Source organism: Hymenobacter nivis (assembly GCF_006439025.1).
Lineage (GTDB): Bacteria > Bacteroidota > Bacteroidia > Cytophagales > Hymenobacteraceae > Hymenobacter > Hymenobacter nivis_A.
The window spans coordinates 1-12,061 of the sequence record NZ_RCYZ01000014.1 but is presented as its reverse complement, the minus strand read 5'-3'; the positions used below and the strand labels follow the sequence as shown (position 1 = coordinate 12,061).

Genomic DNA, 12,061 nt, shown 5'->3' with positions numbered 1-12,061 from the left:
GCCGCAGAGTTTCAACGAAGCCAAAAACGCAAGAAGCCGGTAGCAAAGCGCAAGAAGCCGAAAAACGCGCTGCTACTGGCCGCGTTTCAGCAAGGAGTAGTTTCTCACCCTTTTAACCTCGCTTTTGTGTCAGACTTAACGGATAAAGTAGTCCTCATTACCGGCTCTTCGCGCGGCATTGGCGCGGCCATTGCCCGGGCCGCCGCCCAGGCCGGGGCCCAGGTTATCGTCAACTATGCCGGGGGCCAGGCCGATGCCGAAGCCGTCGTGACCGCCATCGAGCAAGCGGGCGGACAATCCTTAGCAGTGCAAGCCGACGTAAGCCAGGCGGCCGACGTGCGCCAGCTGTTTGCCACGGCCATCGCCCGCTTCGGCCGCGTGGATGTGCTGGTCAACAACGCCGGCATCATGAAGCTGAGCTTGCTAAAGGACACCACCGATGAGGATTTGCAGCGCACGCTGGCCATCAACGTGACGGGCGTATTCAACACCCTACGCGAGGCCGCCACGCAGCTGGCCGACGGGGGCAGCATCGTCAACTTCTCCAGCTCCGTAACGCGGCTGATGCTGCCCACCTACGCCGCCTACTGCGCCAGCAAGGGCGCCGTGGAGCAGCTAACCCGCGTGTTTGCCAAGGAGATGGGCGCGCGCGGCATCCGCGTCAACAGCATCTCGCCGGGCCCCGTCAATACGGAGCTGTTCACCAAAGGCAAGCCTCAGGAGGTAATTGACCGCTTGGGGGCGATGGCCGCCTTCAACCGCATCGGCGAGCCCGAAGATATTGCCCGCATGGTGTTGCTACTGGCCAGCGACGAGAGCAGCTGGGTAACGGGCCAGAACATCGGGGCCAACGGCGGCTTCGCCTAGGCGCCAGCGCGGCAACATTCCCGGCGCCTTCTGTGGGCCCCTACCCTCCCCTTCTTACCCAAAACTATTCAGGTATGTCAACCATTTCATTAGCGGGCAAAGTCGCCCTTATCACCGGCTCTTCGAGCGGGCTGGGCAAAGCCATTGCCGAGCGGTACGCGGCCCTAGGGGCCGATATCGTCGTGCACTACGCCAAGAGCAAAGCCGGGGCCGAGGAGGTCGTGCGCACCATCACGGAGCAGGGCCGGCGGGCCGTGGCCGTGCAGGCCGATATTTCGAAAGTGGCCGATATCGAGCGGCTATTCGCCGAAGCTGTGGCCGCGTTCGGCAAGCTCGACATCGTGGTGGCCAACGCCGGCATGGAGCTGGTCGAAACCCCTGTGACCGACTTCACCGAAGCGCAGTTTGACCAGGTGTTTGCGCTCAACACCAAGGGCAGCTATTTCACCTTGCAGCAAGCCGCCAAGCACGTGGCCGACCACGGCCGCATCATCTACGTCGCCTCCAGCACCACGGTGTTTCCGATGCCGGGCATGGCCGTGTACGGCGGCAGCAAGACTACGCCTCGCTACTTAGTCGATGTCCTATCCAAAGAAATCGGCCACCGGGGCGTCACGGTGAACTCGCTGATTCCCTTTGCCATCGACCACTCGGGCATCTTCGCTGACCCCAACGCCTACCCCGAGCTGCGCAAATCCCTTATTGACAGCTGCCCAATGGGCCGCCTCGGCAGCGTGGAAGACGTAGCCAACCTAGCCGAGTTTTTTGCCAGCGACTTGTCCTCGTTTGTCAGCGGGCAGCACTTGCTGGCTAATGGCGGCGCCACGCAATAAGGGAACTGAAGAAATAGGCTAATGTAGTGGGAGTCAGCCAGACCGTTCGACCGCTAATTGGGGGCCCCGCCTACCCCCTAGGTAGCCTAAAATAAACGCCAGGTCAAAAAACGCATTTCCGGCGCAGGCCGCTATCTTTCTCCCCTGAAAGCGGATGAAATAAGCTAGCGGCCTGCTGCCGCAAGGCCAATGGATGGCCCTAGTAGTAGCGACGACCTGCGAGTAGCTTTGCCTAGGAGCTATCCCAAATCCGCTTAGTGGGTGCCTAAATACTGAGCAGTTTATGACCCTCTCGGGTAATACCAACACCCTTCGGCACGATGCGCGGGCGGCCAGGACGAATGACGTTCCACCCACCCATACCGAGGTTAGCCCCCAGCAAACCAGCCTGCTGCGCGAGCAGCGCTGGCCCCAGCTGGCCGTGCAGCTGTTTGCCGAGCCCGCTTGCATTGAGCCCACTAGCCTGTTGCCGCCCAGCCAATTGCGCCTGCTGCTGCTTTCGGGCACTACTAGGATGCAGGTGCGAAGCCAGGGCCATGAGCTAACCTACATTTCGCGGCCCGGCACGGTGAAGCTCACTACCCCCCACCACCAGCCGTACGAGATGCAGTGGGCGGCCCTCACTGCCGCCCCCATTCGCACGGCCCACTTGTACCTGCCGCTCACCCTGCTGGCCCGCACGGCCGAAGCCGCCGGCCTCGACCCCGCCCGGGTGGAAGTGGCCGAGGGCTGCAACATCCCCGACGCGCTGCTTTACCAGCTCAGCCGCACCCTAGCCCAGGAAGTAGGCGCCACGGCCGGCCTCGACAGCTTGTTTGCCGAAAGCGCCACCCAGCTGCTGGCCGCGCAACTGTTGCGCCGGCACTGCGCGTTTTCGCACGCGCTGCCCGACCGCCGGGGCAAGCTAACGGCCACCCAGCTCCGGCGGGTGCGCGACTACGTGCAGGCGCAGCTCGGCCGCGTTATTCGCCTGGAGGACCTGGCCGAGCTGGTATTCCTGAGCCCCTACCATTTCTGCCGCGTTTTCAAGCGTACCACCGGGCGCACCCCCAATCAGTTCGTGACCAACGAGCGCCTAGGGCGCGCCACCGAGCTGCTACGCCACTCCGAACTGAGCGTCAAGCAAGTGGCTGCCGCCGTAGGCTATAGCAGCCACGCGCATTTCACGCAGCTCTACGCCCGCTACACGGGCCAGCTACCGGTCAGCCTTACCCGGCAGCGCCCGGCCTAGCGGGCTGGCGGCAAAAGTGCAAGCATGCGCCAAGACCTCTTTTTGCGCGCTACCCGTAGCCGCCCGTATAGGAGTTGGGTATACCCAAGCAAAAAGCGCCTTTCCCATGGTTCAGCAGCAGAAATTAGCTGACTATTACGCCCACCATCCCGCGCAGACGCCCGCCGCTACCTGGCCGAGCGGGGGGCACTTTCGGGCGTGGCGGCTGGAGGATTTCCTGGCCGATTTCGAGTTGATGGGCGTTTACAGCCGCAAAGATTTCTTTAAGGTTACGCTGAGCTCCGGGCCTTCCACTTACCACTACGCGCACCAGCACCTGGCGCTAGCCCCTGAAGAGCCCGCCCTGGTGTTCACTAACACCCAAATACCCTACTCCTGGGAGCTGCCCGCGGGCAACACCTGCCAGGGCTACTGCTGCGTTTTTACGGAAGAATTTGTGCCAACCCGCACGAGTGCGCGGCCGGCGGACTGGCCCGTTTTTGCGCCCGACCGCCCCAGCTTCTTCCGCCTCGCGCCGGACCAGCACGCCGGGTTTGCGCGCTTGTTCGAGCAAATGCTGGCCGAGCAGGATTCGGACTACCCCGCCAAGGATGAGCTGCTGTACCATTACCTGATGACGTGCATTCACGGGGCCCTAAAACTTGCGCCCATTGAGCAGCCACACGTCAGTAGGGGCCCCGAACGCCTGGTGGCCGCGTTTCACGCGCTGCTGGCCCGCCAGTACCCCATCGTTACGCCGGCGCGGCGCTTGGTCCTGCGCACACCGGCCGACTTTGCCGACCAGCTGGCCGTGCACGTCAACTACCTCAATCGGGTGCTGAAGGCTGCCACGGGCAAATCCACCTCGCAGCTGCTGGCCGAGCGCCTCGTGCAGGAGGCCCGCACGCTGCTGCAGCATACCGACTGGCCCATCAGCCGCATCAGCTACTGCGTGGGGTTCGACGAACCCACGCACTTCGCCCAGCTTTTTCGGAAAATAGCCGGCTGCACGCCCTCCTCGCTGCGCTCGGTTTGATTGGCGACGGCATTGGTTTGATTGACGTTAGCTAGCCCGTACGGGGCAGAAATAATTTTGTGGGGCAAACGAGAACGCATCTTTTTCGGAGTCAACCAACCCCCCATTTTTATGAAAACGTGGTTTATTACCGGTACGTCGGCTGGCTTCGGCCGCCTGCTGACCGAAAAGCTTTTGGCGCGTGGGGAGCAGGTAGCCGCCACGCTGCGCAAACCCGACGCCCTGGCTGACCTGAAGGCGCAGTACGGCGAGCAGCTCTGGGTGGCGGCCTTGGACGTAACCGACACTGCGGCCGTGCGCCGCGTAGTTGGCCGGGCATTTACGGACCTAGGCCGCATCGACGTGGTAGTCAACAACGCCGCCTACGCCCTCTTCGGCGCCGGTGAAGAAGCCACCGACGACCAGATTCAGCAGCAAATCAACACCAACCTAACCGGCTCCGTCCAAGTCATTCGCGCCGTCCTCCCCCACCTGCGGGCCCAGGGCGGCGGGCGCATTCTGCAGCTCTCGTCGGAGGGCGGCCAGATTGCCTACCCCAATTTCGGCTACTACCACGCCACCAAGTGGGGCATTGAGGGCTTCGTGGAGGCCGTGGCCCAGGAGGTTGCACCCTTCGGCATCGAGTTTACGCTGGTCGAGCCTGGCCCGGCCCGCACGAGCTTCGGCGGCGGGCTAGTCCACGCCACGCCCCTGCCCGCCTACGAGGCCACCCCCGCCGGTGACGTCCGCCGCGGCGTCAGCGACGGCAGCTTTGCTATCACTGGCGACCCAGTCAAAATGGTGGACGCCATGCTGCATTCGGCAGAGCAAAGCCCGGCCCCGCGGCGGCTTACGCTCGGCCGTGGGGCCTACACCCAGATTCGGGCGGCCCTGGTGGCGCGCTTAGCGGAGTTGGATGCGCAGCAGGCCGTGGCCTTTTCAACTGAAGTTGACGGTTAAGCCTAACCAGCTTCCTGTTGGCACCCTGAAAAAGCTTGAGCCTTGCTAGGCTTTTGCTTTTTACAAGGCATCTTGCTGGCATTGCAACGCTAGTTTGGGCCTGTTGTGGGCCACAGGCAACTAATTGATAGCCTTGATTATATTTTGCGGCAGAGAAGCGCAGCAGCTACGGTTTGGCGGGGACGACCGGCGGCGCAAATTCGTCATACACGGCGCGGGCAATGGTGGCAATGAGCAATTCACGGGTGGCGGTATCGGCGTGCGAATCAGCCACGAACACCGTAAGGGCCACGTGCTGGCCGTTGGGCAGCTTGATAACCCCAGCGTCGTTGAGTGCCGGCGATAGGCCCTCAGCATTGGTGCCGGACGTGCCCGTGCGGTGCGCGACCGGCGTGCCGGCCGGCAGCAGCCCCTTTATACGCTGCGGCCCCACCGACGTGTCCAGCAGCAGTTGCCAGAGCAGAGCGCTGTTGGCCTGGGACAACGCGGTGTGGTGATACACCTGGGCGAGCAGGTCGACCTACGTGGAGGGGTAGCTCCAGTTGCGGTACTGGTTGCGCCACACCGCCGCCATTTGGGCTTCTGACACCTCCGCCACAAAGGGCCACACGCCCAGCTGCCGGACGTAAGCCGTGAGCTTGGCCGGGCCGCCCACCAGCCGGAGGAGGATGTCGCAGGCGTTGTTGTCGCTCACCGTGACCATGTACGTCAGCAATTCCTGAATTGAGACGCGCACGTTACCGCTGGGGTACTTGTCACGCAGGGGGCTGTGGGTATCACCCGGCAGGTCGGCTTTGGTTAAGAGCTGCTGCTGCGCCAACCGCAGGTGGCCGCGGTCTACTTCGTGCAGCACCTGCATGGCGATGGCCAGCTTAAACACGCTCATCATTGGGTAAGGCTGCCGGTTGTGGTAGCTGAGCGTATCGTTGGTTTCCAGCACCCGCAGCGCCACGCCGACCTTGGCAGGGGCCCCAGCGGCTAGGCGGGCGATGGTCGCGCGCAGGGCCGGGTGCTGGGCCCGCAATGGGGTATTAGCCAGGACCAACGTACTGACCATTAAACAATACTTCAACATATATCTACAAGCAATTTGGGACGAAGCAACCGCAAATCAAGTGCGTTTTACGCGCCTGATTTACTACCTGATAGTCGGCAGGCCATATTTTTCTAATAAAAAGTGACTCGCACCTCAAGCATGTGGCTGTTAGGCGGGCGGCGCGGCGCAACAGTAGCGGGCAAAGGAGTTGTAGCACTTACCGGGTAGCTTAAACGCAAAAACAGGCAGATACTAAGCCAGTACCTGCCTGTTTTATTAGCCAACGTTATTACATTGCTGGTTAGCGCTATAACACCACCCCGCCCGCGGCCTCGATGCGCTGGCCGTTCAGCCAGCGGGCGGCATCGGTACAGAGAAAAGCGATGATGCCGCCGATGTCGTCGGGCTCGGCCGTGCGGCCGAGGGCCGTTATCTGGGCGACCCAGGCGCGCATTTCGGGCGAATCCGGCATGGCCCCGCCGCCAAACACCGCGCCGGGCGCCACCACGTTGGCCGCAATGCCGCGGGGGCCCAACTCTACGGCGAGGTAGCGGGTGAAGACTTCCACGGCCCCTTTCATGCTGCCGTAGGCGGAGAAGCCTGGATGAGAGCTGCGCGCCGACACCGAGGAGATGTTGACGATGCGGCCCCCGTCGCGCAGTACCGGCAAGGCCTTCTGCGTGAAGACGTACACCCCCTTGAGGTGAATGTTCAGCATCTCATCAAACTGAGCCTCCGTCGTTTCGGCGATGGGCGCGCTCAGGCTGGTGCCGGCGTTGTTGATGAGAAAGTCAAATCGGTTGGTGCCGAAGGTATCGGCCAGCGCCGTAGTGAGCTGCGTGAAGAAATCACCGAAGGTGCTGCTATCAGCCGCGTTCAGAGGTAAGGCCACGGCGCGGCGGCCCAGGGCCTCAATACCAGCCACCACGGCCGCGGCTTCGGCCTGCTGGCTGCGGTAGGTCAGGATAACGTCGATGCCTGCTGGGCAAGTTTGAGGGCCATGTCTTTGCCCAGGCCGCGGCTGCCGCCGGTGACGAGGACGATTTTGGAAGTACTCATGAGGGCGTGCGTTTGCCGTGTTAAATGAACACGACAAAGTTCCCCTTGCTTCCTACCGGTGGTGTTGTAGTCGTCAATCAGCTTCTTGTATAAATCAAATGGAGACGACTTCCAGCGACCGAAATGCGCCGGGGCTCACGGCGGCGTAGCGGCGGAAAAAGTGCGAGAAGTGCGCCACATCCACGAAGCCCAGGCCGTCGGCAATTTCCCAGAGCGTCCAGTTCGTTTGGTGCAGCAGGGCCTTGGCTTCCTGCGCCAGCCGCCCGCCGATGAGGTCGGTGGTGGTGCGGCCGGTGCTGTCCTTGAGCACCTTATTGAGGTGGTTGACGTGCACGGCCAGGTGGTCGGCAAAGTCCTTGGCCGTGCGCAGCGGCACGCGCTGCTGGGGCGTGTCGATGGGAAACTGCCGTTCCAGCAGCTCCACGAAGCGCGAGGCCAGCCGGTCAGCCGCCGAGTGGGCGGGGTGCAACGCCGTGGTGGACTGCCGCTTCTGGCCCAGGTGCAGCAACTCCAGCACGTAGGCCCGCAGCAAATCGTACTTGTGGGCGTAGTCGGAGGCCAATTCCTCGTGCATCTGGGCGAAAATAGCTGTTGCCCGCGTCGTTTCAGCAGGCGTCAGCTGAAACACCGGGTAGCCGCCGGCCTGGAACAAGGGCAGCTCGTCGGGGGTGCCACCCCTGAGCACGGGCAGCAAAAACTCAGCCGTGAACAAGCAGAAATGCCCCTTTTGCGCCTCAGCGGGCCGCCACTAAAAAGACACCTTAGGTGTCGAAATTACTAGCGTATCCGGCTCAATGTCAATGATCTGGTCGGCATATTCAGCGCGACTACGGCTACGCAGCAAGCTAATTTTGTAGAACGAGCGGCAGGGATAGGACATGCTGGCGCGCAACTGAGTGGTTTCCCACAGGTCGGCCATATCAAACACGTTGAAGTGGCCCACTTCGCGCTGAATGCCCCCAGGCAGCAGCTTACTCAAGTCGAGGCCGGTGCTGGGCGCTAGCTCCTGGGAGAGGGCATGAAGGGCGTTGGTCGTCATGATGAGGAGCAGCTTGTAAGATTCAAAGCAGCGCCCTGTAACTAGCGGCTGCCCACGCTTGTTCAGAAGCTACTGCGCGGCGGCGGCCCGGCCTTGCTTGGCTACTACTTTGATTTCAACCAGAAACTCCGGCACATTCAGCCGCGCTACCCCAATCATGGTGCTGGGCACCTGCAGGGGGTCGGGGTACACCTCCCGGCCCAGTAGCTGGCGCGCGGCAAACGCGGCATCGTTGTCCAGCACGTACAAGGTTTCGTCCACCACGTCGGCCATGCCCAGGCCGAAGTGGGCCAGCACCTGCGCGATGTTGGCGTAGGCCTGGCGCATCTGCGCAGTCATGTCTGGGCCAACTATGGCGCCGTGCGCATCGTGCCCCACCTGGCCAGCTAGCCACACGGTGTCATCTATTTTCAGGGCCTGGGCGTAGCCATACTGCGCTTCCCAGGGCATGCCGAGCCCTTTGGTTTCTTTGTGGTGCGGTTCCATTTGTCGTGGCAGATTGTAAAGGAGACCGCAAATTTCCGGGGCAGCTACCCCTTGCACCTGTGACCTACCGCACAATCGGCCGAGGACTTGCGCTAACTGGATAAGCGGCTTAGGGTTTCGCGTGAGACGCCTAGGTAGGAAGCAAGCAGCGTTTTCGACAGCCGCTGCCCGAGCGCCGGGTAGCGCGCCAGCAGCTGCTCGTAGCGCTGCTGCGCGGTGGTGGTCAGCAGCGATAAAAGCCGCTGCTGCGTGGCAATGGAATGGAGCGCCAGCTTGTGTAAAAAGAACTCGGCCAGTTGCGGCAGCTCCGCGCAAAGCGCCCGGTAGTTTTCCAGGGTCAGGCAATACACGGTGGTCTCCTCCAGGCACTCCAGGGACAAGGTGGCCGGCGTTTGGGTGTAGTAGGCCTGAAAATCAGTTTCCCACCAGTCTTCCATTGCAAACGAGAGGAAGTGCTGCTTGCCGGCCGCATCGGTATGCACCAGCTTTAGCAAGCCCGCCACCACCAGGTAGTTGTGCCTGACCAGCTCACCTTCGCGCACGAGGAAGCCACCCTTGGCCACCTGCCGGCAGCTGAACCGGGCGAGCACCGCCGCAAACTCCGCCTCGGTGAGCGGCACCAGCTTTTCAAGGTGAGCGCGCAATAAGTGCTGCATGTTTTGAGGGGAGTCTGGTTTCTAAAAATGTCCTGCCAAGCCAAGCAAGTATGGCCTCCTGTTGTTGAAAAGTAGGCCCTGGGTTAGGGATGGCGAATGTAAGCAAGGGCCGCCCCCAGCCCGACGCGTAGTTTTACGGCGGTACTTTGGGTTAAATCCTTCCTCTTCTTCCCTCCTCTTCTGCATGCGTTTCCTTTTGTTACTAGTCGGTGCGGTCACCTTGCTGGCCACCAGCAGCTGCCATTCTACCAGTCAGCTACCGGCCCAGACCTTGCAGCATCCCCAAGCCCGCGAACTGCTGCGCACCTGGCGCCACAGCCAGGAGGAAGACCAGGGGGCCGTGCAGGTGTATCGCCCGGCCACGTATGCTTTCCCACCCGCCCGGGGCCGCGAGGGCTACACGTTTGCCGCCGGTGGCCAGCTCACCAAGCTCGCCATTGCCCCCACCGATGGCACCTTGCCCCTCCCCGGCCACTGGCGCTGGGTGAATGCCCGGGCTTTGCACCTCACCTTCGGTGATTCGTCGCAGCAAGACGCTCGCTTGGAAGTGCTAGAACTGTCCCCCGACGTGCTGAAAATCAAGGTGCTGGAGCCTCGGTAAATAACAGTTCGCAACCATTTGCAGTGAGTAGTGCGCTGCTAGTGAATCAGATGCAAGATTGGAAAGACCTGCGCTACTTGCAAAAAGGCAACAGCCGGCAGCAGCGCGCTTACGCAGTGCTGACTGAGCTGGCCCTATGGCCCACGCTGCACGCGTTCGACCCGGTGTTGGCTGGCACCATTCCCCTAGCTATTGATTTGCCGACTAGCGATTTAGATGTTATTTGTGAAGTGCCGCTGCCCAGCCAGACGTCGTTTAGGCAGGTGTTGCAAGACCAATACGGGCACTTGACGGGGTTTCGACTCCGGCATACTGTCAGTCAAGGGCAGGCGGCTGTTGTTGGGAGTTTTTGCTACGCAGGGGTAGCCCTTGAGGTATTTGGCCAGGCCCTGCCTACCAGCCAGCAGTATGCCGTACGGCACTTGGTGGTAGAAGCGGCCGTTCTGCAAATGGGTGGCGAGGCTTGGCGGGCGGCCGTGCAGCGCCTCAAACAGCAGGGGGTGAAAACGGAACCGGCTTTCGCGCAGCTCCTGCACTTGCCCGGCGACCCGTACGAGGCTTTATTAACCCTGGAAGGCTGGCCGGCTGCTGAGCTAGCGGCACAGCTAGTGCAACATCCCCTTCCCCCACTGGGTAGCAAGTGATGGTCGTCGAACAACCACCCTGGTTGCTGCTTGCAGTCATTCCATAGCGAACATAAACATCTCATTCACAAACATTCTTGTGACACAACTGCCCTCGGTATCTGCCAGCGCCACGCTGCACGCCCTGCGCCGGCTCTATGAATGCACGAATGGCGCTGGTTGGACCGTGCGCACGAACTGGCCAGCGACGGCCGCTGCCTGGCAAGTTGCGACGCTGGCTGAGGCCAGCTCCTGGCACGGGGTAAGGGTGGTTGATGGACAGGTCGTAACCCTGCAACTGCCCGCTAATCAGCTAGCGGGGGTTTTACCGCCCGAGTTGGGACTACTGACGGCCCTCCAACATCTGAATTTTCGCCACAATCAGCTCACCGGCCCCTTGCCGCCCGAGCTAGGGTTGTTGTCCAACTTGGTGCATCTTAACTTGGGACACAACCAGCTCACCGGTCCACTGCCGCTTACCTGGCGTCAGCTCACGTCGCTTGAGTACTTGTATCTGGAGCATAATCAGCTGACCGGATGCTTGCCGCCCGCGTGGGGCGAGCTAGCCGCTCTGGCTTTTGTGAGTCTGCGCATCAACCAGCTTACCGGGGCCCTGCCCGCGGAGTGGAGTCAGCTCGCCGGCCTCACGGAGCTTCGGCTGGAGGGCAACGCGCTCAGCGGCCCCCTACCGCCGGACCTGGGGCAGCTCGCCGCGCTGCAACACTTAAACCTGCGGGCCAACCAGTTCACAGGGTGCTTACCGGCGCGCTGGGGGCAGCTGACAGCGCTGACCGAACTGGGCCTGGACGGCAATCAGCTTACCGGCCTTTTGCCCGCAGAATGGGGTCAACTTCAGGCCTTGCGGGTACTGAGTCTGGCGGGCCCAAGCGAGCCCGACCTGCCCGAGTGGCGCTGGCTCTCCGCGCCCGAACACTTGGCATTGCACCAGCACGTACTCCCTGAACAGCTGCCGGGGCCCCATAATCAGTTCAGCGGCCCTTTGCCTCCCGCATGGGGCCAGCTGCAGAAGCTCGAATACCTGGAGCTTCGTCACAATCAGCTCACGGGCCCCCTACCCCCGGCATGGGGCTATTTGCGGGCCCTCACCGTAGTAGGGCTGTACGGCAACCGACTCACGGGGTCCGTGCCGCCCGAATGGGGCCGGCTCGCGCGGCTCGTCTACGTGGACCTTCGCGGTAATAAAATTGCAGGGCCCCTGCCACCCGAATGGAACCTTGACACTACTACATGGGCAATTGACCTTCCTGCCTACTAGTTCTTTTGGCAAAACAATCGAGCGGAAAAGCCCCTTGGCCGCACCGCGTGGCCAGTGCGCCAGTGCGCAGCTGCTGTTCCAGCGTGGGCGGGAGTGAACGTGACTAGGAGGTGTTAACAGTGATTATTAATTTGGGCCATGGATTACCTGTTGACAGACGCGCAGTGGGCGCGCATCGCGCCGCTGTTGCCCGGCCGGGAGGGCACGAGCGGGGGCCGCGGCCAGGACAATCGGCGCTTCGTAGAAGCGGTGCTTTGGCTGGCCCGCAACGGCTGCCGGTGGCGGGCGCTGCCCGCCGCCTGGGGCAACTGGCACACGACGTACACGCGTTTCCAGCGCTGGACCGCCTCCGGGGTGTGGGCCCGGGTGCTGGCAGCCGTGCAGCAAAACGATGCCCTGC

Annotated in this window: 14 protein-coding genes and 1 pseudogene; 9 read left to right on the top strand and 6 right to left on the bottom strand. The window is 62.2% G+C overall.

Going from position 1 to position 12,061, the window contains the following annotated elements:
* Positions 1–126: 126 nt before the first annotated feature.
* The 5 genes from EAH73_RS21720 (at position 127) to EAH73_RS21700 (ending at position 4,885) form a co-directional block, all read left to right on the top strand.
* Complete coding sequence (locus EAH73_RS21720) at positions 127–867, top strand: SDR family oxidoreductase (protein ID WP_140469536.1); 741 nt, start codon at positions 127–129, stop codon at positions 865–867.
* A 74-nt stretch (positions 868–941) separates the two neighbouring features.
* Entirely contained in the window at positions 942–1,700 is a 759-nt protein-coding gene (locus tag EAH73_RS21715; RefSeq protein WP_140469535.1) for an SDR family oxidoreductase, read from the top strand.
* Between the two features lie 283 nt (positions 1,701–1,983).
* The gene (locus EAH73_RS21710; protein WP_140469534.1) at positions 1,984–2,931 is read left to right on the top strand and encodes a helix-turn-helix transcriptional regulator; all 948 of its coding nucleotides are present in this window, start codon (positions 1,984–1,986) and stop codon (positions 2,929–2,931) included.
* A 106-nt stretch (positions 2,932–3,037) separates the two neighbouring features.
* Positions 3,038–3,946 (top strand): helix-turn-helix transcriptional regulator, encoded by a 909-nt coding sequence (locus EAH73_RS21705; RefSeq protein ID WP_140469533.1) that lies wholly within the window; start codon positions 3,038–3,040, stop codon positions 3,944–3,946.
* 111 nt (positions 3,947–4,057) lie between these two features.
* Positions 4,058–4,885, top strand: coding sequence for an SDR family oxidoreductase (locus EAH73_RS21700; RefSeq protein WP_140469532.1), 828 nt, complete (start codon positions 4,058–4,060; stop codon positions 4,883–4,885).
* 166 nt (positions 4,886–5,051) lie between these two features.
* Here the strand turns inward: EAH73_RS21700 and bla are convergent.
* The 6 genes and pseudogenes from bla to EAH73_RS21670 form a co-directional block, all read right to left on the bottom strand.
* Positions 5,052–5,942, bottom strand: a pseudogene (gene bla, locus EAH73_RS23810) (class A beta-lactamase).
* 286 nt (positions 5,943–6,228) lie between these two features.
* Positions 6,229–6,849 (bottom strand): SDR family NAD(P)-dependent oxidoreductase, encoded by a 621-nt coding sequence (locus tag EAH73_RS21685; protein WP_317129406.1) that lies wholly within the window; start codon positions 6,847–6,849, stop codon positions 6,229–6,231.
* Between the two features lie 225 nt (positions 6,850–7,074).
* Positions 7,075–7,692, bottom strand: a complete 618-nt coding sequence (locus tag EAH73_RS21680; protein WP_240047367.1) for a helix-turn-helix domain-containing protein — start codon at positions 7,690–7,692, stop codon at positions 7,075–7,077.
* A gap of 36 nt (positions 7,693–7,728) precedes the next feature.
* Complete coding sequence (locus EAH73_RS23805) at positions 7,729–8,019, bottom strand: hypothetical protein (RefSeq protein ID WP_240047366.1); 291 nt, start codon at positions 8,017–8,019, stop codon at positions 7,729–7,731.
* A 69-nt stretch (positions 8,020–8,088) separates the two neighbouring features.
* Positions 8,089–8,505, bottom strand: a complete 417-nt coding sequence (locus tag EAH73_RS21675) for a RidA family protein (RefSeq protein ID WP_140469529.1) — start codon at positions 8,503–8,505, stop codon at positions 8,089–8,091.
* A gap of 92 nt (positions 8,506–8,597) precedes the next feature.
* On the bottom strand, positions 8,598–9,161 hold the full coding sequence (locus EAH73_RS21670) for a Crp/Fnr family transcriptional regulator (protein ID WP_140469528.1): 564 nt from the start codon (positions 9,159–9,161) through the stop codon (positions 8,598–8,600).
* 184 nt (positions 9,162–9,345) lie between these two features.
* On the opposite strand from EAH73_RS21670, the gene EAH73_RS21665 reads away from it, so the two are divergent.
* The 4 genes from EAH73_RS21665 to EAH73_RS21650 form a co-directional block, all read left to right on the top strand.
* A complete protein-coding gene (locus EAH73_RS21665) occupies positions 9,346–9,762 on the top strand; it encodes a hypothetical protein (RefSeq protein WP_140469527.1) in 417 nt (138 codons plus the stop codon).
* A 50-nt stretch (positions 9,763–9,812) separates the two neighbouring features.
* Positions 9,813–10,406 carry a DUF4269 domain-containing protein gene (locus tag EAH73_RS21660; protein ID WP_140469526.1) on the top strand — a complete coding sequence of 198 codons (594 nt, stop codon included), beginning with the start codon at positions 9,813–9,815 and terminating at the stop codon, positions 10,404–10,406.
* A gap of 79 nt (positions 10,407–10,485) precedes the next feature.
* Positions 10,486–11,661 carry a hypothetical protein gene (locus EAH73_RS21655; protein WP_140469525.1) on the top strand — a complete coding sequence of 392 codons (1,176 nt, stop codon included), beginning with the start codon at positions 10,486–10,488 and terminating at the stop codon, positions 11,659–11,661.
* Between the two features lie 138 nt (positions 11,662–11,799).
* Positions 11,800–12,061, top strand: a 262-nt coding sequence (locus EAH73_RS21650; protein ID WP_140469524.1) for a transposase, incomplete at its 3' end; no start/stop codon positions are given.

Bases quoted from the DNA above. Each gene is read 5' to 3' on its own strand.
- EAH73_RS21715 (WP_140469535.1), top strand. From the start codon at position 942: ATGTCAACCATTTCATTAGCGGGCAAAGTCGCCCTTATCACCGGCTCT.
- EAH73_RS21710 (WP_140469534.1), top strand. From the start codon at position 1,984: ATGACCCTCTCGGGTAATACCAACACCCTTCGGCACGATGCGCGGGCG.
- EAH73_RS21705 (WP_140469533.1), top strand. From the start codon at position 3,038: ATGGTTCAGCAGCAGAAATTAGCTGACTATTACGCCCACCATCCCGCG.
- EAH73_RS21700 (WP_140469532.1), top strand. From the start codon at position 4,058: ATGAAAACGTGGTTTATTACCGGTACGTCGGCTGGCTTCGGCCGCCTG.
- EAH73_RS23805 (WP_240047366.1), bottom strand. From the start codon at position 8,019: ATGACGACCAACGCCCTTCATGCCCTCTCCCAGGAGCTAGCGCCCAGC.
- EAH73_RS21675 (WP_140469529.1), bottom strand. From the start codon at position 8,505: ATGGAACCGCACCACAAAGAAACCAAAGGGCTCGGCATGCCCTGGGAA.
- EAH73_RS21670 (WP_140469528.1), bottom strand. From the start codon at position 9,161: ATGCAGCACTTATTGCGCGCTCACCTTGAAAAGCTGGTGCCGCTCACC.
- EAH73_RS21665 (WP_140469527.1), top strand. From the start codon at position 9,346: ATGCGTTTCCTTTTGTTACTAGTCGGTGCGGTCACCTTGCTGGCCACC.
- EAH73_RS21660 (WP_140469526.1), top strand. From the start codon at position 9,813: ATGCAAGATTGGAAAGACCTGCGCTACTTGCAAAAAGGCAACAGCCGG.